Source organism: Colwellia sp. TT2012 (assembly GCF_001440345.1).
Classification (GTDB): domain Bacteria; phylum Pseudomonadota; class Gammaproteobacteria; order Enterobacterales; family Alteromonadaceae; genus Colwellia.
In genome coordinates this window covers 903,559-927,739 of sequence record NZ_LJYX01000006.1, presented here as the reverse complement: position 1 = coordinate 927,739, position 24,181 = coordinate 903,559, and the positions used below count along the sequence as shown (strand labels likewise).

Below are 24,181 nucleotides of genomic sequence, written 5' to 3'. Positions count from 1 at the left end.
TAAAAAATTAAAACGAAAAAGAATCAAGCGCGACAAAAAATCAAGAGCTTTGATGTAAAGCATCTTGAAAGAAAGGTTCCAGCACTTGCTTTAGCCTTGCTTTCATTTGCAAGTCGATATTTGAGGTACTGTTTTCTATTTGACAGCTACCTTGAGGCAGTTGGGGTGCTGGCAGTAAACGCCAACCTTGCTCGGCAATGTGCTCAGCGCCAAATTGAGCTTCGACTAGGCTAATATCGTTTGGGTTTAAACATATTTGTGTTTGAGCATCACTACTAGGTAAACTTTTGATGCCAGTAGTTATGGCCGTCATTAAAATGTCAGGGTTAGTTTTAGCTTCATGTAAAACCACCGCTTCTGTTAGCTGTAAAACCAAATTAAGAAGCTGTTCTTCGACATTTTTTTCCACATTCGCTAATGGTAGGTGTAATTGTTCAATTAATTTTTGCCAACGATCACTTTGTTGTTCAATTTGCTCCTTGCCTTGGGCTAAACCTTGCTCAGTACCTTCTACAATACCTTGTTTTGTTCCCTCTGCTAACCCTTTAGCTTTACCCTCTTCAAAACCTTTAGTAAAGCCCTCTTCCTTACCTTGATTAAAGCCTTCTTCACTGGCAGCTATGCGAATATCGTCAATTTCTTGCGCTGTCAGTGGTTGTGGCTCAGCTTCTTCAGACTCTGGTGATTCATAAACCCAGTGACTTTTTTTACCAAAAGCATTGGTTTTATTTTTATCTGCTGAGCTAACTTGTCCTTGGATATTTGGCAAAGGCCAAACGTCCATGGCAGTCTCTTGTGATGCTTTTATAATACGAACTGGTGATTTTGACATTAGTGTACCCTTATACTCCACTGAGCTAAGCTAGTTTTATCTTATAAAAACTCATCGCCGCCGCCACCGCCGCCCAGCATAATCTCGCCTGCGTCGGATAATCGTCGTGCAACCGCCAGAATTTCTTTTTGCGCTGCTTCCACTTCGCTTATACGTACAGGGCCCATAGCTTCTAAATCATCGATCATCATTTCCGCGGCACGTTTAGACATATTACTCATTATCTTATCTTTTAACGCTTCATCAGTGCCTTTAATCGCTTTCATTAAGGCCTCTTGCTGTACTTCACGTAAGATAGCTTGCATGCCACGATCATCAACATCGGCAAGGTTTTCAAAGACAAACATTAAGTCTTGAATTTGCTGACTCATTTCTTCATCATTTTCACGGATTGAGTCCATTAACATACCTTCAACGTTCGTCTCTAGGTAGTTCATGATATCTGCGGCGGCTTTTAATCCGCCCATTTTCGCTGCTTGTGCGCCGGCTTGACCCGCGAATTGTTTCTCCATAATCTCATTTAATTCTTGCAAGGCTGCTGGTTGCACTTCTTCTAAATTGGCAATACGCATCATTAAGTCTAAACGGACTTTATCGGTGAATTGACTCATGATCTCAGCAGATTGCTCTGGCTCAAGGTATGATAAAACAATGGTTTGAATTTGAGGATGTTCATTACGAATGATGTTGGCTACTTGTTTAGAATCCATCCATTTCAATGAATCAAGGCCTTTAGCAGCACCACCCATGACAATTTGATCAATTAAATTACCGGCTTTGTCTTCACCAAGTGCCGCGGTTAACGCTTTTCGAACAAACTCTTCACTTTTAAAACCAATGGTAGAGAAATTTTGTATTTCATGAATAAAGAGTTTATGTACCGCGGTGATTTTTTCTTGGGTAAAATCTTGCATTGCCGCCATAACAGTACCCACTTGCTGTACTTGTTTTGGCTCAAGATGCTTTAATATTTGTGCAGCATCTTCTTCAGATAAGCTAAGCAATAGTATGGCCGCTTTTTCTGCGCCTTCTAATTTTTCTACATCAAAGCCTGCCGGGGCTGCGGCTAATTCACCGACTTCTTGTTCATCACTCATCTTCGTTCAACCAACTTTTCACTACTTGCGATGATAATTCTGGCTCATTTGCTACTAGCGCACGAACCGCTTTAAGTACATCTTCGTCTCGGTGAAGATCAGGTAACTGTAGACTGCCATCTGGCGCAAAACCTACCGCACCCGCATCAAAATCTGAGGTCAGCATATCCATAGTTTCATCACCTAAATCAATATGGCTATCCAGTGATTTATCACCATAATCTTCTGGTGCTCGTTCTGGGTAGATTAAACGTTTCAGCATAGGACGAACAACCGCCAATATTAAAACGATTATAACCAAGGCGCCTAATACTAATTTTAGCACTTTAACAAACCAAGGTTGTTGCCAGATAGGAACCTCGGCGACAACGCCAAAATCGGGACGATTAAAAGGAATGGTTAGCACTTCTAAAACATCGCCACGTTGCAAATCAAAACCAATACTACCCTGTAATAATCGTCGAATACTAGCGACTTCAGCAGTGGAACGAGGTACTAAGCTAGTGACTGGAGCATCGACACCAGATTCAGTGGCTGCTGTGGCAGTGCTGGCAACATAATCAAGTGCTACAGAAACACTGACACGCCTAATAATACCGGTTTGTGACTTAGTATAACTAATCGATTCATCAAGCTCATAATTTTTAGTCAACTCTGAATGTCTTCTACTCGGCATACTTTTCTTTTGTCCACCAATGGCATTTTCAGGTATAGCAGATTCAAGAGGAGGTTGGTTGGTTAACGCGCCTGGGATGCCACCTAAAAAGCCACCTATATTAGTGCTTTCAATACTCATCTCACTACGCAATGCGGGTAAGTCAGCGTTATAACGGCGCGATGTTTCTTCAACATTGGTAAAATCCATGGAGACATCAACTTGTGCGGTATAATTTCCTAAACCAACAATGGGGATAAGAATGCTATCAATCTTGTTTAGGTACTCATGCTCACGCTTTTGTTCAATCTCAAACTCTTTACGAGAGCGTGATGAAATCGAATTTTGTGAGCCTGAATTAAGTAAACGACCGTTTTGATCGGTAACCGTGACCCGGTTTGGCCTTAAACCTTGCACGGCCGAAGCAATAATATCAACCACAGCATCAACTTCTTCATCGGATAAAATCTTGCCGCGTCGCATAGTTAACACCACAGTAGCAGATGGGGTTTTTTCGCGCCGAGCAAAGACATTCTCACGTGGGATAGCTAATAAAACTCTAGCACGGCTAATACTATTTAGTTGTTCTACCGTGTTAGCCAATTGTTGCTCTCTGCCATATTTTAAGCGTTCTCGCTCAAGGCGTTGACTAACGCCAAAGCCCATATCTTGCATTAAAATATTCACACCTTGTGAAGCCTCATCGGTTAAACCTTCACGAGCAAGTAATAACTTAACATGTTGATATTCATCGGTAGGTACTGAAATAGTGTTATTTTCTTGACGGTATTCCACTTGATTGGCATCAAGGTAGTCCATGGTTTTAATAAGCTGCTGCGTGGGTAATTTCGTCAAAAATCGGTATTCAGGCTCATTAGCCAGCATAATAACAAATACCGCAATAGCTAAACAAATAGCCAAGGCAACCACAATGGTAATTTGTCTTAAAATATCGACATTACCTAATAAAGCAGCAAAGCCTGATTTTTGCTCTTCCATTCCCGCACTATCAGCTTCACTGACGAGCATATCACCACTGCTATCAGCTGCTACCATTGCGTTTGTATCTGCCACGTCACTTCTCCGCTGTACTGTTTTTTACGACAAAATTTATTTAATAACTTAGGGTAACTTAATTCAGATACTCAGATTTAACTAATTTAAGCCAGTTAAATTATACTGGCATACTCATAATTTCTTTATAAGCTTCAACAAATTTATTGCGTATTTGCACCGTGGCATCTAAAGCGATACCTGATTTAGAGGAAGCAATCATCACCTCTGCCAGCGTGACATTAGAGTCGCCCATTTCAAAAGATCTTTTCAGTTGTCCTGATTCTTGTTGTAATTCATTAACGCTTTTTAAGGCATCTGTTAGCATGTTACCAAAATTACTACTTGAATCGTTGATTTTCCCCACGCTGCTATCAGTAAGACCATTAACACCCATGGCATCAACCGAGGGTAATTTGTTACCCATAGCTTGTAGCGACATACTTTGCATTTGGCTATAGAGAGAGTTACTTTTGATATCCATAGTGCGCTCACTTTTGTCAATTTTTTTACGTTAAACTTAGGTATGACAATGAGACTGCAAGCATAGTGCCAAAAGCATTATTTAGTTTTGTAAAGGGGGGGGATTAGCAGGTAATAATCAAAAGCTACTTTACTAAGGGATACAATAATAGCTTTTGATTTTGTCAGAGCGGGGGGAGAACAGTAATTTGGCTATAACTAGCAGTTAGTGATAATAGCTAGTTTTACTGAATAATTTATGCGGGAATTTCAATACCTGAGTCACGCATTTTTGCAATTTTATAGCGCAAGGTACGTGGGCTAATGCCTAAGCGATCGGCCACCGCTTTGCGACTACCATGGCAGGCTTGTAAGGTATCAAGAATAATTTGATGCTCTTGCAATTTCAATTCACTACCAAGCTTATCGTCAGTATTCGTCACTCGCTCTGGCTCTATCACTAATGCGGTATCAAAGTTTTCAATCATCAAATCGTCCGCATCAATAAGCTTGTCGGTATGTAAAATAAGTGCCCGTTGGATAACATTATCCAACTCTCTGACATTACCTGGCCAATGATAAGCATTAAGTTTACTACGCGCAGCCCTCGAAAACTCAGGTATGGGGTCGCCATTTTTTTGACAATGACGGGAGATTAAGTGTTGCGCCAACACAAAGATATCATCAACTCGCTCAGCTAAGGGTAGCCAAGTGAGTGGGAAAACGTTAAGACGATAATAAAGGTCTTCTCGAAAGAGACCATCCTTTACTGCGGCTTGTAAGTCTCTATTAGTGGTAGCAATAACACGTACATCTAGACTTATGATTTTTCTGCCACCTAAGCGTTCTACTTCGCGTTCTTGCAATACCCGTAAAATTTTAGCTTGTAGCCCTGTATCCATTTCGGTTATTTCATCAAGTAAAATAGTGCCGCCCTGCGCTTGTTCGAACTTTCCTGGACAGGCTTGGATGGCGCCGGTAAAAGCACCTTTCTCATAACCAAACAAGGTGGCTTCAAGCATATTTTCAGGAATGGCCGCGCAGTTAATGGCGATAAAAGGTTGAGCACTGCGTTTAGAATGATGATGCACATACTGGGCTAACACTTCTTTACCTGAGCCACTGGGACCAAGGATCATTACAGACGCATCGGTACTGGCAACTTTTTTAGCCAAAACCAGTAATTCTAATGAGCGTTTATCGGCCACGATGGGCTCATTTTTATTCACCTTTTTGGGCGGAATATATTGACTGACCATATTGAGTAACACTTGCGGCGCAAAGGGCTTGGCAATATAGTTACAAGCGCCATCTTTCATCGCTTGTACCGCATCATCAATGGTGCCATAGGCCGTCATCAGTAACACCGGTAAATTCACCTGTTTACTTTTAATACTTTTAAGTAAAGATAAACCAGACATGCCTCCCATTTGTACATCACTGACAACAATATCAACCTGCTGTTTTTTCAACAGCAATAAAGCAGCTTCACCAGAATCGGCCTCTACACAGCGATAACCTGCTAATGATAAGGTATCAACCAAGGCTTCACGCAAACCGGCATCATCTTCCACCACAAGAACTTTATGTTCAGCCATTAGCACTCTCCCTCTGGATTGTTTTTCATCACACTACCCTGCTCTAGCAGCGGTAATTTAATCACAAAATGTGCACCTGCATTAGCTTCGTTAAGTAAAGTTACCTCACCTTGATGAGCGTTAACCACAGATTTAACCACCGCTAAACCAAGCCCTGTGCCTTTACTGCTTGAGGTATAAAAAGGCTGAAAAATTTTATCACGAATTTCAGCATCTATACCTGGGCCATTGTCCTTAACACTTAAATATAAATGATTGTCTTGGCTATACACTTGAATATTTATCAAGGGGGCAACTATTTTAGCGGCACTACTTGCCGGTAAGACGGTCATGGCATTTAAGGCGTTATGCAATAAGTTTTGCATCGCGCCTGTTAAGGCACTTTTATTGCCTAGGATATAAAGCTCATGTTCACAGTACTGTACTTTGACTTGTGCACCCGCTTTACTTATTAAAGCATCCATAGAATGCACCGCATCATCAATCAAGGCGTTAACGGCTAGAGGAGCAACAACCTGTTCTTTACCACTTTTAGAAAACAGCAGCATATCATTCACTTGCTGCTCTAAATCATGTAAGCGGGCGTTTAATTTCTTTTGAAAATCAACACGTGCCGATTCTGCTAATTTATTACTGATTAAGTTTTCACCATATAAAATTGCCGCAGATAATGGCGTGCGAATTTGATGAGCTAGGGTTGAAACCATTTTACCTAATGAAGAAAGACGCTGCATCTGCGCTATTTTATCTTGTAAAAGGCGGGTCTCGGTAAGGTCGGTAATCAGAATTAACTGCCCCGGCTGAGCGCCTAAACTGGTGATTTCTAATTTAACACGGCGACCATCTTTAAGTGATATTTCATGCCAATCACCTTCACGTGGATTGAATGAACGGGCTATAACATTAAACCAAGGCTGACCAAGGATGGGCTCATCGAGTAAGTCTATCGCCACTTGGTTTATCTTGATCACAATGCCATTACCGTCAAGCATAACTAAGCCGGTTGGCATAAGCTCTATTAGCTGATCTGCTAATAAGCTATCACTAGGGTGCTGCTTTTCTGGGCTTGAACTATGAGCATGGTTAGTGCTAGCAATGGTATTGACAGAAAAACCAGACTCTTTAGGTTGAGTGACTTGTGCTCTCAAAGCCGCTAATTCACCAGGGAACGCTTCTTGCTCGAGTAAAACAGCTTTACTCGTCTCAACGACCTTAATAGCATTAAACGCGGTAATGGCGCCTGACTCTATCATAGGAGTGGTTGCTGAAGGGATTGCTTGTGCCATAACTTGTGCCATAACTAGGTACTCTAGTAAAACTATCTAATACCTACCAAGCATTTACTATGCCATAATTTTCATTATAAATTTCAAACAGATAAACAAACAACAAACAAAGACAAGCTAAAAACAGCCGTCAATCTATTGACCTTAGGTACGCGCTAAGACCAATTAGTCACTGGCTTTTTGCAAGTCATATTTACGCATTTTTTCAACTAAGGTGGTTCTCCGCATACCGAGAGTTTCCGCCGCTCGGGCAACGACATAGTCATGTTTAATTAACGATTGTTTAATTAAAGAAACTTCTAAATCAGCAAGATGCTCTTTTAAATTTAAACCGTCTGAGGGTAACATGGCCGTATCAGCAGCATTTTGCTGTGCATTTATCGCTGGCGCCGCTAGTTGAGTTTCATCACTAATTTCATCATCTTCGTCATCATCACAACCAGAGAAAAGCGCATTGATAACATCTTGCTCTTGTAACTCTTCAGGGTATTCAGGGTTATAAGCTTGGACATCAATATGCTGATATTTAAAGGGCAGCTCAGCAACATCGACGATTTGCTCACCATACATGATCAACATACGTTCAATTAAATTTGATAATTCACGGACGTTACCTGCCCACGGGTGCTCCATTAGCGACTCGATGGCTTTTTCAGTAAAACGCACCGTTCGCCCTTGTTCATGTTCAAAGCGTGTCAGAAGTTCTTTTAATAACAGCGGAATATCTTCTTTTCGCTCACGCAATGCCGGTGTCTCTATAGGAAAGACATTCAAGCGATAAAATAAATCTTCTCTAAAAGTGCCCGCTTTAATCATTGCTTCTAAATTTTGATGAGTAGCCGCAATAATACGGACATTGGCTTTGATACTTTTACTACCACCGACACGCTCAAAAGTGCGCTCTTGTAATACTCTGAGCAGTTTTACTTGCATAGGTTGAGGCATATCACCAATTTCATCTAAAAATAGTGTGCCGCCTTCCGCTAATTCAAAACGACCTTTACGGGTAGAAATCGCGCCGGTAAAAGCACCCTTTTCATGACCAAATAACTCACTTTCTAATAGCTCCGCAGGAATGGCACCACAGTTTAGTGGTACAAAAGGCCCTTTTGCGCGTTCCGATAAGTTATGGATATTACGCGCGATCACCTCTTTACCCGTGCCTGATTCACCGAGTACTAAAACGCTGGCCGGTGTTTTTGCGACTTGTTCAATTAAAAAACGTACCTGAGCCATAAGCTCACTGCTGCCAATAAGTGAGCGAAACAAAGCGCTATTACCTAATTTCATCGCCTTGCGCGGTAATTTATTATGGTATTGATGACAGTGATGAATAAGCTCGGTCAGCTGAGCGTAGTTAAGGGGAGCAAACAGCGTACCGATAACATTAACATTACTCGCTAGTTCATTAGCATCCAATACATCATGAAGAATAAAGGGCACACTGGGCTTAGCTTTAATTAAGTTAGCGCAATCACTACTGACATTTCCGGTTAATATTACCGTAAGAATATGGCTAGTATCTGCCAGTTTTTCAACCGCTTGCTCTTGTGAGCAATGGCTAAAGTGCTCACCGACAAAGGCCAGCACAGTACTAAGCTGCTCACTTCTGCCTGCGTCATTATCTACCACTAAAATTTGTTTGTGGCCTACTAATGTTGCCGTTTCATTCATAACTGATTCTTTATTATTAATGCTAAGGTATTATTTTTAATGTCGTTTTATAGCGACAGTGGCAATTTTAGCCGTTAATTAAATATAAGCAACAAAAAATTGACGCCTAATCGTCATTTATTTGTCATATACCATAATTTACCCCGACCCTACCTATTGGTTTAATAAAAATAAAGTAAAGATATTTAGTCTTTTGCCGATAAAGTGATATTAAAATACAGAACATATTTTCTGTGAATATTCTAGACATCAAGCAACATTGATATTAAGTAAGATAAGGTAAAGTGCCTTAGATGGTGTGCATAAAATCAGGTTCTCCATAACTAAAACCGTTACACAGATATATATGTCAAAAATTTGATATATATAGTTAAGGTAATTTAAATAACTAATTGATTAACGCCTACTCAATAAAAAAATGCTAACAAAATAAAATTTAAAACACGTAAAATCAAAAAGATAAAGTATACTTAATATTAAAAAAAACAATTGGCATAAAAAAAGCATAACAGGTAAGAGTAAGCTTATAACCATATTTTAGTGAAAGTAGGATAATGAAATGTTGATCATAAATGGCACTGCTGAATTAATGCATGATAATCAAGAGTTCACCAAAGGTACTCGACATGAGTTTACTATGTTCTCAAGGGAGATGCCTTTTGAGCAGCAACTCACACAAATAGAAGAATATCTAGTCACTTGCGGTTGGGATAATATTGAAGTACTAAACAATGGCGTAGTGAATAGTGCTGAAGAGATCACACATAATGTACTACAACAAGCTTTTGAGAAAGCTAAAAAAGAAGGCTTTGCGGTAACCGTTAATAATCAACCCTTAACTTAGTCATAATTTTATCCGTTAAGTTATAACTAAATCTATGGTTTCAATTTTATTAGTTTTCTATACTTAAAGTTATATAGCTATTGGAGGTGTCTATGACACATGCATCACTTAAAAAGTACCAACAAACAAACAAGAGCACTGCTCAACAAGCTTCACCTTATCAATTAGTAGCTATGTTATTTCAACAATTATTAGGTAATATAGCTACTGCCAAAGGCGCTATCTCACAAAATGATTTTGATAAAAAAGGTACTGAGCTATCGAATGCTATTGCTATTATTGGCGTTTTAGAAGGGTCGTTAGATTTTGAAAAAGGTGGAGAAATATCGAATAATTTAGCATCACTTTACACCTTTTGTTCAGAACAATTACTTGTCGCGAGTGCTGATAATAATATTGAAAAGCTCGAAGAGATCATTCAAATACTTCTGCCGATTAAAGCCGGTTGGGACTCTATCCCACTAGAAAACCAAAATCAGGTGAGCTTTTAGTGGTAAATAACACTAAAAAAGCCCTTAAGCAAATAAATGAAGTGTCGCGACAACTGTTGTCGCGAATACTCATTGTGCAAAAAAAAACCCAAGAAAACACAACCATTACCAATGAATCTAAGACAGGTAGATCAATAACAGATAATGAGCTAACAGAGTTAATGTCTAAAAGAGACAGTTTAATCCATTGTTTATTCGATCAAAAAACAACTAGCGATGTAGCACAAGAGCTTACCTTATTAAATGAAATGGTTTCACTTGATAATGAAATATCAAGTATATCTCAAGCTTGCAAGAAAATATTAGCTGAACAAATCATTAGAATTAAAAAAAGCAAAAAAGTATCTAAATCTTATCAAAAATATTAATCATCTGGCTCAAATCCAACAGCATATATAAAAATATACCGTCAATTTTTTCACTTTGTTCTATTTTTAACTCACTATTTCTAGAAATAAACTCAGAACTAAGACTAGAACCCAAATCGTTTAATTTTCATACAATACAAACTATACTTAGCTAATTAACAGAAGAAAGTTTCCAATGACTGACTTTCTTAAGAAATGCTGGAGTAACTTATGTCAATTGCAAATCCATTGACGGCAAGTAGTGTGATACAGCGAGCTTTCATGCCAAAATCGGAAGAAGTCAGCAAAGAAAAACCATTGAAACCTGATTTAGGTATTTATGCAAAAGACATTGTAGAAATATCAAAGCTCGGACTTGAAAAACAACAAAAAGAAGCACAAGTGAAAGCAGTAAGCGAAATCAAAGATATTGCCAATGAAGTGATAAGCGTCAACTCAACCATAGGTAGAGCTCGCTCTGTTGGTAATTTAACCAAGGATCAAGCAACAGAACTTTATAATAAAATATCTTCTCTGCTATAGCATTACAAAAATGCCCCACGGTTTAATATTTATAAAACACCTTATTCTTCAAGTCTTTTGGCAACAAAACTCATATTTATCAACTTCCCTAAACTTTTTTACAATGTTTTGTTGTTTATCAATAGTATTAGGCACATAACTTGCTTTATTCTTGTGTAATATAATAGAATTGTTTTTAATCATAGGTATATATGCTTATACAACGATTCAAGTTAAGTATAAAAAAAAAAGTTGCTAAGAATAAACGTGAGAGTTAAATAAGCAAAGCGTATCAAGCAATAAATACATATATGCAGTGACCAGCCTCAAGCTATGGTTTTGTTAAAAAATAGAATATTCAACACAATAGTATAACGTCAAAGGTGAATTCCATGTTGCCACTTATAGGCCGTACAGAAAAATTATTTATCAACGACATGATTTTATATGAAAAAAAACTTAATGACGTTATTGCCAACTCATCCTTTTTAGTTCTTGGCGCTGCCGGCTCTATTGGTCAAGCGGTAACTAAAGAAATATTCAAACGAAAACCAAAAAAACTTCACGTTGTCGATATTAGCGAAAACAACATGGTAGAAATGGTTCGCGATATCCGCAGTTCATTTGGTTATATTGACGGTGATTTTCAAACATATGCTTTAGATATAGGATCTATTGAGTATGATGCTTTCATCAAGGCTGATGGTAAATATGACTACGTATTAAATCTGTCGGCATTAAAACACGTGCGCAGTGAAAAAGACCCCTTCACCTTAATGCGCATGATCGATGTAAATATATTTAATACCGACAAAACAATAAGACAATCCATTAAAAATGGCACTAAAAAATATTTTTGCGTTTCTACTGATAAGGCCGCTAACCCTGTAAATATGATGGGGGCGTCAAAACGTATTATGGAAATGTTCCTAATGAAGCATAGTGAAAATATCTCTATTTCCACCGCTCGATTTGCAAATGTTGCTTTTTCAGATGGCTCTTTGTTACACGGTTTTAACCAGCGCATTCAAAAACATCAACCAATTGCCGCCCCTAACGATATAAAACGTTATTTTGTTACTCCTCAGGAGTCGGGGGAACTATGCCTGATGTCGTGTATTTTCGGTGATAACAGAGATATTTTCTTCCCTAAATTAAGCAAGGCATTACATCTAGTTTCCTTTGCTGATATTGCCGTAAAGTATTTGAAACAACTAGGTTATCAACCCCATTTGTGTGAAAGTGAAGATGAAGCCAGAAAATTAGTAAAAACGTTACCAGAGCAAGGTAAGTGGCCTTGTCTATTTAGCGCTAGCGATACCACAGGTGAAAAAGATTTTGAAGAATTTTTTACCCATAATGAAACTCTAGATATGACTCGTTTTGAAAGTTTAGGCATCATTAAAAATGACCTTATCTATGATGCCGATAAAATCACGATGTTTAAACGTGAAATTAAGGAGATGCGTAAAACGATGTGCTGGGATAAAGAACAAATAGTCAGTCTTTTTCACCAAATGATCCCTAATTTTAGGCACCTGGAAACAAAAAAATACTTAGACGGTAAGATGTAAAATTCCTATGACTAATTCACTGATCCAATTTATTAGGGACACCTATCAAAGCAATGAGTTTATTCCGCTCCATGCTCCAACTTTTAATGGCAATGAAAAACAATATGTAGTTGATACTATTGAGTCGACATTTGTATCCAGCGTAGGTCAATATGTCGATAAATTTGAGCAACAAATAGAACAGTTTACTGGTGCAAAAAAAGCAGTTGCTGTCGTAAATGGTACTTCAGCCTTACATACTGCCTTATATATGGCAGGAATAAAAAATGGTGATCTGGTCATTACACAAGCATTAACCTTTGTAGCAACCTGCAACGCGCTCTACCATATGGGAGCGGCGCCAATATTTGTCGATGTATCGCTAAACACCCTAGGCCTATGCCCTCAGGCAACTGAAACCTATTTGGAAGAAAATTCTTCGCTAAATGCCGATGGCGAATGTATTCATCGTCACAGCCAACAACGAATTAAAGCGATTATGCCGATGCATACTTTTGGTCACCCGGTTGAATTAGACGGACTTTTGAAAATATGTAAAAAATTCAACTTGGTTTTAATCGAAGATGCAGCTGAGAGCTTAGGCTCGTTTTATAAAGGTAAACATACGGGCACTTTCAGTGATTATTCGGCCATCAGCTTTAATGGCAATAAAATAATTACCACAGGGGGCGGCGGTATGGTTCTCTGCCATAGTAAAAATGCAGGGGCGCATACCAAACATATAACCACAATGGCCAAACAGCCTCATGCCTTTGAATTTTTCCACGACGAACCTGGCTTTAATTACCGCTTACCTAATATCAATGCTGCACTAGGGTGTGCACAAATGGAAACGTTACCGGATTTCCTTAAGCGAAAGCGATTACTGGCACATCATTATCAGGCATTTTTCAAAAATTCTGACTTTAGCTTTGTAAAAGAACCCAAGCATTGCCAATCAAATTATTGGTTAAATGCCATTATTTGCCCTGACGTGGCTAGCCGTGACACCTTAATTAAAGAAACGAATGCCAGTGGTGTGATGACAAGGCCTATTTGGCAATTGATGCACAGGTTGCCGATGTTTAAAAGTGCCTTTAGAGGTCCGCTTATAAATTCAGAATTCATTGAAACAAGACTAGTTAACCTCCCTAGTTCACCAACAGATATTAAAGAGCCCCTGCATGTCTAAAAAAATTGGAATAGTTACTGGTACAAGGGCAGAGTATGGGCTGCTATCAAGAACAATAGAGTTATTACAAAACGATGATCGCTTTGAAACATGTATTTTTGCATGTGGTACACACCTTTCACCAGAATACGGATATACCATATCAGAACTAAGAGATAACAACGTTAAGAATATCGTGTCCATTGAAATGCTCCTATCTTCATCTTCAAAAGTTGGTATCGCTAAATCAGTAGGCATTGCAACCATGAGTTTTGCTGACGCCTTTACTTGGAGTAATTTAGACGCAATTCTGGTGCTAGGAGATCGTTATGAAATGTTCGCAGCAGCTCAAGCTGCTATGTTCTTAGATATATCATTGATTCACATCCATGGAGGAGAGGTTACGGAGGGTGCATTTGACGATTCAATCAGACACTCCATTACAAAAATGGCAAATATCCACTTTCCTGTTGCTGAGCAGTTTGCCAAACGAATACAACAATTAGGAGAACGAAAAAGCAGCATATTCGTCGTAGGTTCTCCTGGCGTTGATAATATTATCAACGCACCCAGAATGACAAAGCATGAATTAGAAAGCAGTCTTGATTTCGTATTGAGTGGACCAATAGCATTAGTAACCTATCACCCTGTAACAAAAACAGCGAACTCATCTGAAAATGATATATCGTCACTAATCAGTGCCATTATTGAAAACCCCCAGCTAACATATATTATTACCTATCCAAATGCTGATAACGGCGGGAATAATATTATCGAACAATGGCAGTCGATCGTAAACCTGAGCAATATAAAGATAATTCCTTCGTTGGGCTTTAAGCGTTATATTTCCATCATGGAATTTGTTGATTGTGTAATCGGTAACTCTTCTAGCGGTATCATTGAGGCGCCTAGTTTTAATGTTCCTACCATTAATATCGGTACGCGACAAAAAGGTCGACCAAGAGCATCGTCCGTACTTGACGTTGAAATGAATAAAGACAGTATCTCAAATGCAATCAATAAAAGCTGTGAAGTGAGCTTTAAAGAGTCCTTACAAAACACTATCAATCCATACGGGAAAGGGGGTGCAGCTCAAACGATAGTAGATATATTAGCGCACCTTGAACTACCAGCTTTCAATATCAAAACATTCACGGATCATAAAATTGATGAATAATACTCGAACGTTAATAATTGCAGAAGCTGGTGTTAACCATAACGGCGATATCGAATTAGCTAAGAAATTAATTGATGTTGCTGCTACTGCTGGTGCTGACATCGTAAAATTCCAAACATTTAAGGCAAAGAATTTAGTTACGGCAACTGCTGAACAATGTGAATACCAGATCAATAATACAGGTAAAAAAGAAAGCCAATTAACGATGCTTTCTCGTTTAGAGTTGAGTTATGAGGCACATCATAAACTGTTAGCTCAATGCGATGCACTTAATATTGAATTCTTATCTACCGCTTTTGACTCAGAAAGCCTTGCGTTTTTGGTAAATGAACTTGGCCTGAAAAGGTTGAAAATCCCTTCTGGAGAGCTCACCAACGCACCTTTGGTGTTAGAGCACGCCCAAACAGGCTGTGACTTAATAGTGTCCACCGGCATGGCTTCTTTGGCTGAAGTTGAGGCAACGTTAGGTGTGATAGCTTTTGGTTATACTGCATCTAATGAAGCGGCGCCCAGTATTGAGGCTTTTCAAAAAGCCTATTTTTCAGAGTCAGGCCAAAAAGCATTACAAGAAAAAGTGACCTTATTGCATTGTACTTCCGAATATCCTGCGCCCATGGTAGATATTAACCTAAAGGCAATGGACACCATGACTTTGGCATTTAATTTACCTGTGGGTTATTCCGATCATAGCGCAGGAATAACCGTGCCGGTTGCCGCCGTAGCGCGCGGTGCGGTAATAATTGAAAAGCATTTTACGTTGGACAACACTATGGAAGGTCCAGACCATAAGGCATCGTTGGAACCCAAGGAATTGACCGATATGGTTAATGCGATTCGTAATGTGGAGCAAGCATTAGGCGATGGTGTAAAAGCCCCTCGACCTTCCGAGGTGAAAAATAAGGCGTTATCTCGGAAAAGTTTAGTCGCTGCTCGGCCAATACGCGCAGGAGAAAAACTAACAAAAGATAACATTGAGATAAAACGTCCCGGTATTGGGCTAAGTCCGTATCTTTTTTGGACATTATTAGAGCAGGTTGCTCGTAAAGATTATCAAACTGGGGATGTGTTAATTGACTAAACCGCTAGTTATGATCGGCAGTGGCGGCCATGCAGCAGTATTGTTTGATATATTACGCCAAAACAAACGGGAAGTGATTGCCGTTATAAGCCCCAAGGAGTTACCTATCAATGACGTATTCAATGGTATTGCTCATTTGTGCCGTGATGATGACGTTTTAAATTTCGATAAAAAGGCAATAAGCTTGATTAATGGTGTAGGTTCATTACCCGGCAGTCGATTACGAGCCAACTTATATCAATATTTTGTTGAATTAGGTTATGAATTTGAAACAGTCATTTCAAAAAATGCCATCGTTTCAGACTATGCAACATTAGGAAAAGGTGTACAGGTGATGGCCGGTGCTATTATTCAGACAGGGGTTAACATCGGTGCCAATAGTATTATCAATACGGGTGCTATTGTTGATCATGATTGTCGCTTGGGGCAGAATAATCATATTGCTCCTGGAGCAGTTCTAAGTGGTCAAGTAACATCGAAAAGCAATGTGCACTTTGGCACAGGGGCATCTATTATTCAATCGATAAACATTGGTGCTAATGTTGTTGTTGGCGCTGGCGCTACGATCACTAAAGATGTAGAAGAAAATACAGTGTGTTTCCCTGCTTGTATTACAAAAAAGGTTGTTAAGTGATATGAATAATAAATGGAAAGATATATTAGTTGCACCTTCTTCAAGTATTAGAGAAGTTTTAAAGGTAATTGACAAAGCAAGCTTGAAGCTTGCTTTAGTGGTAGGTGATAAAAATAAATTACTTGGCACGGTAACTGATGGCGATATCCGCAGAGCACTCATCAACGGTAAACCATTAGTCACCCCAATCGTTGAGATCATGTTTAGCACACCAACAACCGCTCTGATTAATACACCCAGAACTGAATTATTAGCCCTGATGAATAAAATGGGATTACTCTCTATTCCTATAGTAAAAGATGGTCAAGTGGTCGGCTTAGAAACTCTGCATCAACTTATACAAAAAACACAATACGATAACCCTGTGTTTTTTATGGCTGGCGGCCTTGGCACACGTTTAAGACCCTTAACGTTAAACTGCCCCAAACCACTTTTAAAAGTAGGCTCTAAACCAATCTTAGAAACGGTTTTGATTAATTGTATTTCAGCAGGCTTCCATAACTTTTATATTTCCACTCACTACCTTGCTGAAATGATCCAGGACTATTTTGGTAATGGTGATAAGTGGGGAGTTTCGATTAAGTATATCCATGAGACAACCCCCTTAGGTACAGGCGGTGCATTAGGGCTTCTACCTAAAGATTTACCTGACTTACCCATTATAGTGATGAATGGCGATGTATTAACCACAGTTAACCTTGTACAATTACTGAATTTTCACGATGAAACTAAAGCCAATGCGACAATGTGCGTACGCGAATATGAATACCAAGTGCCTTACGGCGTTATTGAAAGTAAAGGACAGCAAATAATAAGCATGGAAGAAAAACCGATACATAAGTTTCATGTAAATGCAGGTATCTATGTGATCAGCAGAAAAATCGTCAACAGTGTCAAAAAAAATGAAAAAATAGATATGCCAACATTACTTGAAAAGTACCTTGACGATAAAGTTATGATGTTTCATTTTCAAGATTACTGGCTAGATATCGGCCGTATAGATGACTTTAATAAAGCACAAACTGACATTAGCTCACTGGATTTAAGTTAATGACTTTAAGCATTGGGGTAATAGGTCTAGGAAATATATCTCAGCGGCATCGAAAAAACTTAAAAATGTCCTACCCAAATGCCACAATACTAGCAATGTCGGCAAGTGGACGACAACCAAATAGCAAAGTGGAAAATGCCGATAAAATCGTCTATAGCCTTGAAGCGTTAATTGATGAGAAACCATACTTTTCAATCATTGCATCGCCGGCCACCCTACATTCAAGTCATGCAATCCCTTTAATAAAAGCCGGTATCCCGGTTTTAATAGAAAAACCTGTGACGGTAAAGTCAGCCGATGCGATAGCCCTTTTAGATATTGCTAAATTACACAACACACCTGTAGCTGTTGGCTATTGTCTACGCTACTTATCGTCAGCACCTATTATTAAACAGCTTATAGAAAACAAAACTATAGGGTATATTTATAACGCATCAATAAACATAGGGCAGTTCCTTCCCCATTGGCGCCCAACGAAAGATTACCGAGAATCAGTATCGGCTAATGCTCATTTAGGGGGCGGCGCTTTACTTGAGTTAAGCCATGAGCTTGATTATTTACAATGGATTTTAGGCGATATGGATTTTCACTATGCTCACCTACGTAATTCAACTGAGTTACAACTTGACGTTGAAGAGCTTGCCGATATAGTACTTGTTTCAAAAACTGGCTGTGTTTGTAATATTCATTTGGATTTCATTCAAAAACAGCCTCAACGTAAATGTAGTTTTATCGGTAGCAAAGGACGATTAGATTGGGATTTACTTAATAACACCATAACACTGCATACCCTAGAAGGTGATAAAACACTATACAGTCAACCTGAGTGGGACAAAAACAAGATGTACCTAGACATGCTAGCGGATTTTGACTCATTAATTAATCATAAAGAAAATCAATGCCCCACATTATTTCAAGCATGCAAAACAATAACATTAATAGAAAAAATTAAAGAAAAGGCAGTTTTTGGAGGCACTTTATGATCGCTCATGGATTTATTTTTGCCCGAGGAGGCTCAAAAGGGCTACCTCGAAAAAACATTATGCCTCTTAGTGGTAAACCCTTAATATGTTACTCAATTGAAACTGCAAAAAAAGTCGAGATTTTAGATAAAGTATTTGTTTCTACCGATGATGCTGAAATTGCAGATATTGCTCTAGCGGCAGGTGCTATAGTCATTCAACGCCCACAAGAGCTAGCTGGCGATCAAAGTCCTGAATGGTTGGCTTGGCGCCATGCTATTGAATGGGTAACCGCAAAATATGGTAACTTTGATGAATTTGTCAGCCTTCCTGCAACAAGTCCTCTTCGAAGTGTCAAAGATGTCAAAGATGCTATAACTAAACGGTCAACTACCCAAGCCGATATATGTATATCGGTTACTCCTGCTAGCCGAAGTCCATTTTTTAATATGGTAAAGATTGATTGTAAAGGTCGGGTGGCGTTAGTTAATAAACCTGATTGCACCATATCACGTCGACAAGATGCGCCGACAGTATTTGATATGACAACAGTAGTATATTCAGCTTCACCAAACTTTATAATGAATTATTCAAATATTTTTGACGGCGAGATCACGAGTATAGAAGTACCTAAAGAACGCGCTATTGATATTGATGATATTTACGACTTTAAACTTGCAGAAGTTATTTTAAATTTAACAAAAGGTAATTAGCTTTGCGCTTAGAAAATAAAAACATAGTAATCATTGGTGCTGGAGGCCTTCTGGGGTCTAAAGTTGTAGAATCACTGTTAAAATCTGGAGCAAAAATCATTGCTACAGATATTGATACCGATAACTTAGTATCAAGGTTAGAAAAAATGGATGTTGGCCTAAATGACAGTAATTTATCTATTCAACACCTTGATATTAATAACGAAAAAAACGTAAAAGAATTTTTTTATTTACTTGACGATATAGATGGTGTGGTTAGTTGCGCCTACCCAAAAAATAAAACATACGGTGCTCATTTTTATGATGTTACCTTAGCTAGTTTTAATGAAAACGTCGCTTTAAATTTAGGCTCGACTTTTCTTGTTAGTCAACAATGTGCCGCATACTTTTCAAAATACAATACACCTTTTTCACTGGTTAATATTTCTTCAATCTATGGCGTAGTTGCGCCTAAATTTGATATTTATGATAATACCACCTTGACTATGCCAGTGGAATACGCAGCAATAAAGTCGGCTTTACAGCACCTAAATAAGTATGTAGTCGCCTATGTGAAAAACTCTAATTTCAGGATAAATAGTATTAGCCCTGGTGGATTGTTAGACTCTCAGCCAGATAATTTTCAACAGGCATACAAAGCGCAAACGTTAGGACAAGGTATGCTAGAGGCAAAGGATATGATGGGCGCCATTACATTTTTACTGTCTGACAGTTCACAATACATAAACTGTCAGAATATTATTATTGACGATGGCTTCACAATTTAGCTTTACTCTGTAATATAGAACTATTTAAACTAATAACCACTCTAGGCTAACTTGACAATTCATGTTGATCAATTAATTTTTTATATAATAAATCAACATGTTCTCTAAATAACAAAAGACTGTGATTCATAAATTCATTCCGTTTTACCAAATCATCATACATTAAAGTATTACTCATTATATACGTTTGTAAGTACTGAAAAGTACCTTGTATCATCCAGTAATTAAACTGATATTCCTTACGGAACAACAGCTGCCTAAGTAATTTATGTTGAGCTACAAATAAATCAGCTAACTCTTCTCTTGAGTTAACCTTTTGCTTAATAATTAGCATTAATTGATCCAAAGTGACCTTTAATACATAAAATGTTTTTTTTATGCTTTTATCCAATGTTTTTTTAGTAAAAGCGTTGTTATCAAAAGCATCAGACAACAGTTTGTTTAGAAGTAGTTCTTTGGATTGATTATTACTAATTAAATTAATATTTTCTATTTTCATCGGCTTTGCATGCTTGATTAAAGCACCATCAGCACAATTATAAACCTGGACGTCTGTATTACTAGAAATTAAATATTCGATTTGCTTTCTAGAAGCATCAAAAATTTGATTACTAAAGACCAAATCACGAAAGTTTCCTTTACATTGAAAATCCTGATTCATCAAACCATCTATTCGATTCATCAGATCATCTATTACATCTTTTCCATCTTTTTCTTTCGCTTTTGATCTATAGGCTTTCTCATAATAAATGCTATCTTTTGAATGATGATATTCATTACTGACATAACCAAAATCTGTACCAATAAAGTATATTTCTTTAAAACCTAAAGATACGATAAGTGTTGCTGCGGTATTAGGGCATGTTGGATTAGAGTGGGGTGGTCTAGCGTATACATTCGAAACATCTAAGGCATCAATAAACTCACCACCGGCATCATTAAGTTTATTAAGCAACAAGGGCGTTTTAAATTTCTTTAATAGCTCAGGATAAACGGTATTAAGCGCTACTATTTGAATATCTTTTAATTTAATAGTTGAGTTTTTTTGCTGCTGTTCAATTTCCTCTATAAAAGGTAACATCTCAACAGGACGCTCCATTTCAACATGAATATCCGGTTTTATATTATGCTTTAGCAATACACGTAATGTCGTACCACAACTGACAATGATAATGTCATCTTGATTTTCTTTTAAAAATTTTAAAGAAAAGTCTAATGATGGGCCATTAGCAACGATAAATACAGCACGGTTAGGGTCCTTGTTAGTGAACTCTGACGGTTTTTTACAAACCTTGTAGCCTAGCTTTAAATTCGCTAAGGTATGACGAAAACCAATAATCTCATCTTCCATAAAGCCCCAACCGAAAGCGAACCTATAGCCAATCTTTTTGAGTTTGCTAATAAAACTTTCAGTGGTAGCACTGTCATAGTGTTTGTAAACATAAAAACGGGGTAAATAAAATCTGCCTATCCGTTTTAAAACATCATCAATTCCGTTTAACATATTGTCATAGTCATTGCCGGTATTAATGGTAACTCCACCACCATTGGCAATACAATGTTCAAAAATCGGCCGGAATTCGATGCAATGAAGCATTGCATAAAAGATATCTTTAGATGGTTCACACAAATACAAATGCTGAACTTGTTTTTGAATTAGTAGTTCTTCTATTTGGTAACCAAGCCCAACACCTACCATACACACGAAATCAAGCCTTTTTTCATTAAAAGTTGCAGGAGTTGTAACTTCTTCTTTTCTTTTTATTTCAATAGCTTCTAATACTCGTTGGTGATCATAAAGTATTTTACTCCCACTAATCTCGTCCATTTTCAAATCGAAAAAAAGTGGTGTTTTTATAAACGACGCTACTTGTTCTTTTGCAAATTGTTCTGGCCTCCCACTATAAACAAATGCCTGTTGGTTAAAGAGATCGATATTACCTTCATCATTAATTACCACACCAGCATCTACCGGAGTATAATTTTTGAACATTTCATATATTGCTGGGAGAAAAACCTTTAACGCATCTAAATTAGCTTTTAAGGTCGCGTTTAATAACATTTTTTTTATGGTTATTGTTGTGGTATCCAAAGTATTGCTCCAAGACTATGTTTTATATAAAATAACAAATAACATACTGAAATTAAAGTAAAAAAGAAGAGAAAAAGAAGTTATGACCAAGTGGAAGTATGAGAACGGTAATTCAACTTTTCAAATAAAGAATAAGTATAATAAAAGTTTGTGACTGAGAGAATAATAATTTAAACCATTAATTATTATTACGAACAACTCCAGGCATATTATCTAATTGCGCCATTAAGTAAGTACTGGTGGCGTTTAAACCGGCAACCAACAAATCCATAGCATTATATTGAGTGTATAAGCGTGCTTCAAGTGAGTCCATTTTTCGGGTAAAGGCTTCTCGGTCATCATCTATTTGGTCAAGTTTAAGCTCTTTACTATCAATTCGTCCCTGAAGTAAACCATCTGACTTGGTATAAAAGTCGAGCAGCGTTGTCAATGTTCCGGCAAAGCCGGGTTTACTTTCTGTACCCACTAAAAGTTGCTGAACATTATCGACATTATTATGAATAAATTCATTTAGAACGTCACTATCGATACTCATTTTTCCATACTGGTCAGATCTAATACCGAGTTCGGAAAGTGTCAACGTTCCATCACTGCCAAAGTCAAAGCTTGCGGTAAATTCATTTCTAATTTTTGACATTACTCCGCGCAATAATGAGTCTCCAATCATGACCCCGCTTTTCCCTTTACCAACTTGGCCAAAGTTACTATTTAAGTCAACAAGTTTATTGTATGCAGAAACAAATGCCTCCAGACCTTCTTCAATATTACTATTATCTTCGGTAATACTTACTTGACTGTCGCCATCATCAACGCTTTGTACTTTTTTTGCGGTAATATCAATACCATCAATGACGTTGATAAATTCATTAGTGGAGCTACTAATGGTAACAGTGTTATCAATCGTTATTTGGGCATCAATAGCTTGAGTTGCTTCGATCAAATTGGCTGAGGCTAAACGAGACAAACCGAGCGTATCAGTATTATTATTATCACCAACATCATCTACGGTAACGGTAATAGCATTAGCAACACCGGTTTCTTTACTACTAAAGACTAGCCGTTGACCATTATCATCGGTAATAATGGTGGCATTAACCGTTTCGTTGTCTGTACTGTCGTTTATTTTATCACGAATTTCTGCAAGCGTTTCTGTAGCAGAAACATTAATCGTAAAGGTGTTTTCGCCAGAAGTGAATGATAAACTTCCCTCGCCTACCGCTTCATCACTGTCAATTTCCTCGGAGACGAGTTTGTGGGCAGAAGCAAGGACATCTACTCTAATATCATAGGTTCCGATACCGGCTTTACTGCTAGAAGTTATTGAAATAAAGTCGTCAGCACCTTTTACTGTACGTAGCTGATACTTGTCAGCATCCGCTATACCTGCAATCGCGTTTTGTACATCTTCTAACGCAGACTTAAGGGATCCGGCTGCAGAAATATCAGCTCTGGTGGTAGCTTCTTGAAAGTTAAGACGGGATTCATAGGGTACTTTTTCAGCACCAACAATAGCTTCAACTATTTCACCAATTTGTAGACCTGAACCTAATCCTTGAAATGTAATCGACATAACAATACCCCCTAAAACCCTTCAATAAATAACGCCATGTACCATTTTAATTAATGGCTAAACTTTAGAGTCGACAAAATTACCTATTGCTTCAGAAAGCTTAGCAACCAGTGACAAAACTTCTTCAGACGGATACTGTTTAATTATATCACCTGACTCTTTATCTATCACTTTAATCACATCTCGCCCAGAGTCTTCATCAACAGAAAATTCTAGACCTCGGTTCATCGTCCCAATAAACTCTTGCAATTGTTTAGCCACATTTTCAAGTTGATGGACAGTCATTACCTTTTCTTGTTGTGCTGTTTCTTCACTAACATTATGAATACGTTGAGTCTCTTCGGCTTCATTAGCTCGAATTAATTTATTTTCGACACTCAATGTTGAATCAGTAAATTCTTTTATAGCTTGATGTTCGTTGTTTTGAACCTGTGGAGGTTTAACTGGCAAAATATCAATAGCCGTTCCTGTTAATTCTACACTCATTATAACCCCCTTAATGACTTATTTTACTCAAAAGTAACCAGTGAATTTAGTACTAAATTAAACGCG

General features: G+C 38.0%; 23 protein-coding genes. 13 read left to right on the top strand and 10 right to left on the bottom strand.

Annotated features, from left to right (window positions below; all coding sequences use genetic code 11):
* Positions 1–40: 40 nt before the first annotated feature.
* From fliH to ASU03_RS05690, 7 genes are all read right to left on the bottom strand, one after another.
* The gene (fliH, locus tag ASU03_RS05720) at positions 41–832 is read right to left on the bottom strand and encodes a flagellar assembly protein FliH (RefSeq protein WP_057830881.1); all 792 of its coding nucleotides are present in this window, start codon (positions 830–832) and stop codon (positions 41–43) included.
* A gap of 41 nt (positions 833–873) precedes the next feature.
* Positions 874–1,929 (bottom strand): flagellar motor switch protein FliG, encoded by a 1,056-nt coding sequence (gene fliG, locus ASU03_RS05715; protein ID WP_057830880.1) that lies wholly within the window; start codon positions 1,927–1,929, stop codon positions 874–876.
* Entirely contained in the window at positions 1,922–3,640 is a 1,719-nt protein-coding gene (gene fliF / locus ASU03_RS05710; protein ID WP_057831018.1) for a flagellar basal-body MS-ring/collar protein FliF, read from the bottom strand. The genes fliG and fliF overlap by 8 nt, the downstream gene beginning before the upstream one ends.
* A gap of 118 nt (positions 3,641–3,758) precedes the next feature.
* Positions 3,759–4,121 (bottom strand): flagellar hook-basal body complex protein FliE, encoded by a 363-nt coding sequence (gene fliE / locus ASU03_RS05705; RefSeq protein WP_057830879.1) that lies wholly within the window; start codon positions 4,119–4,121, stop codon positions 3,759–3,761.
* 235 nt (positions 4,122–4,356) lie between these two features.
* Complete coding sequence (locus ASU03_RS05700; protein ID WP_057830878.1) at positions 4,357–5,697, bottom strand: sigma-54-dependent transcriptional regulator; 1,341 nt, start codon at positions 5,695–5,697, stop codon at positions 4,357–4,359.
* Complete coding sequence (locus ASU03_RS05695; protein ID WP_057830877.1) at positions 5,697–6,995, bottom strand: sensor histidine kinase; 1,299 nt, start codon at positions 6,993–6,995, stop codon at positions 5,697–5,699. The genes ASU03_RS05700 and ASU03_RS05695 overlap by 1 nt, the downstream gene beginning before the upstream one ends.
* A 153-nt stretch (positions 6,996–7,148) precedes the next feature.
* A complete protein-coding gene (locus ASU03_RS05690) occupies positions 7,149–8,657 on the bottom strand; it encodes a sigma-54 dependent transcriptional regulator (protein WP_057830876.1) in 1,509 nt (502 codons plus the stop codon).
* A gap of 559 nt (positions 8,658–9,216) precedes the next feature.
* On the opposite strand from ASU03_RS05690, the gene ASU03_RS05685 reads away from it, so the two are divergent.
* The 13 genes from ASU03_RS05685 to ASU03_RS05625 all read left to right on the top strand — a co-directional run bounded on the left by ASU03_RS05685 (position 9,217) and on the right by ASU03_RS05625 (position 19,967).
* Complete coding sequence (locus ASU03_RS05685) at positions 9,217–9,501, top strand: hypothetical protein (RefSeq protein WP_057830875.1); 285 nt, start codon at positions 9,217–9,219, stop codon at positions 9,499–9,501.
* 92 nt (positions 9,502–9,593) lie between these two features.
* Positions 9,594–9,992, top strand: coding sequence for a flagellar export chaperone FliS (gene fliS / locus ASU03_RS05680; protein WP_057830874.1), 399 nt, complete (start codon positions 9,594–9,596; stop codon positions 9,990–9,992).
* Positions 9,992–10,360: a hypothetical protein gene (locus tag ASU03_RS05675; RefSeq protein WP_057830873.1), complete on the top strand. Its 369-nt coding sequence runs from the start codon at positions 9,992–9,994 to the stop codon at positions 10,358–10,360. The genes fliS and ASU03_RS05675 overlap by 1 nt, the downstream gene beginning before the upstream one ends.
* Positions 10,361–10,570: 210 nt before the next feature.
* Complete coding sequence (locus tag ASU03_RS05670) at positions 10,571–10,882, top strand: hypothetical protein (RefSeq protein ID WP_057830872.1); 312 nt, start codon at positions 10,571–10,573, stop codon at positions 10,880–10,882.
* A 371-nt stretch (positions 10,883–11,253) separates the two neighbouring features.
* Positions 11,254–12,435 carry a UDP-N-acetylglucosamine 4,6-dehydratase gene (locus ASU03_RS05665; protein WP_442855124.1) on the top strand — a complete coding sequence of 394 codons (1,182 nt, stop codon included), beginning with the start codon at positions 11,254–11,256 and terminating at the stop codon, positions 12,433–12,435.
* A 7-nt stretch (positions 12,436–12,442) separates the two neighbouring features.
* Positions 12,443–13,606 (top strand): LegC family aminotransferase, encoded by a 1,164-nt coding sequence (locus tag ASU03_RS05660; protein WP_057830870.1) that lies wholly within the window; start codon positions 12,443–12,445, stop codon positions 13,604–13,606.
* Entirely contained in the window at positions 13,599–14,762 is a 1,164-nt protein-coding gene (gene neuC, locus ASU03_RS05655; RefSeq protein WP_057830869.1) for a UDP-N-acetylglucosamine 2-epimerase, read from the top strand. The genes ASU03_RS05660 and neuC overlap by 8 nt, the downstream gene beginning before the upstream one ends.
* The gene (neuB, locus tag ASU03_RS05650; RefSeq protein ID WP_057830868.1) at positions 14,755–15,840 is read left to right on the top strand and encodes an N-acetylneuraminate synthase; all 1,086 of its coding nucleotides are present in this window, start codon (positions 14,755–14,757) and stop codon (positions 15,838–15,840) included. The genes neuC and neuB overlap by 8 nt, the downstream gene beginning before the upstream one ends.
* Entirely contained in the window at positions 15,833–16,474 is a 642-nt protein-coding gene (locus ASU03_RS05645; protein ID WP_231731494.1) for an acetyltransferase, read from the top strand. The genes neuB and ASU03_RS05645 overlap by 8 nt, the downstream gene beginning before the upstream one ends.
* A gap of 1 nt (position 16,475) precedes the next feature.
* Positions 16,476–17,525, top strand: coding sequence for a nucleotidyltransferase family protein (locus tag ASU03_RS05640; protein WP_057830866.1), 1,050 nt, complete (start codon positions 16,476–16,478; stop codon positions 17,523–17,525).
* On the top strand, positions 17,525–18,508 hold the full coding sequence (locus tag ASU03_RS05635; RefSeq protein ID WP_057830865.1) for a Gfo/Idh/MocA family protein: 984 nt from the start codon (positions 17,525–17,527) through the stop codon (positions 18,506–18,508). The genes ASU03_RS05640 and ASU03_RS05635 overlap by 1 nt, the downstream gene beginning before the upstream one ends.
* On the top strand, positions 18,505–19,200 hold the full coding sequence (locus tag ASU03_RS05630) for an acylneuraminate cytidylyltransferase family protein (protein ID WP_057830864.1): 696 nt from the start codon (positions 18,505–18,507) through the stop codon (positions 19,198–19,200). Before ASU03_RS05635 ends, ASU03_RS05630 begins: the two co-directional genes overlap by 4 nt.
* A gap of 2 nt (positions 19,201–19,202) precedes the next feature.
* Positions 19,203–19,967: an oxidoreductase gene (locus ASU03_RS05625; protein WP_057830863.1), complete on the top strand. Its 765-nt coding sequence runs from the start codon at positions 19,203–19,205 to the stop codon at positions 19,965–19,967.
* A 46-nt stretch (positions 19,968–20,013) separates the two neighbouring features.
* Here ASU03_RS05625 and ASU03_RS05620 read toward each other — a convergent pair whose 3' ends face one another.
* The 3 genes from ASU03_RS05620 to ASU03_RS05610 all read right to left on the bottom strand — a co-directional run bounded on the left by ASU03_RS05620 (position 20,014) and on the right by ASU03_RS05610 (position 24,115).
* Positions 20,014–22,059, bottom strand: coding sequence for a motility associated factor glycosyltransferase family protein (locus tag ASU03_RS05620; RefSeq protein WP_057830862.1), 2,046 nt, complete (start codon positions 22,057–22,059; stop codon positions 20,014–20,016).
* Between the two features lie 178 nt (positions 22,060–22,237).
* Positions 22,238–23,629, bottom strand: coding sequence for a flagellar filament capping protein FliD (gene fliD, locus ASU03_RS05615; protein ID WP_057830861.1), 1,392 nt, complete (start codon positions 23,627–23,629; stop codon positions 22,238–22,240).
* Between the two features lie 57 nt (positions 23,630–23,686).
* On the bottom strand, positions 23,687–24,115 hold the full coding sequence (locus ASU03_RS05610; protein ID WP_057830860.1) for a flagellar protein FlaG: 429 nt from the start codon (positions 24,113–24,115) through the stop codon (positions 23,687–23,689).
* Positions 24,116–24,181 lie beyond the last annotated feature (66 nt).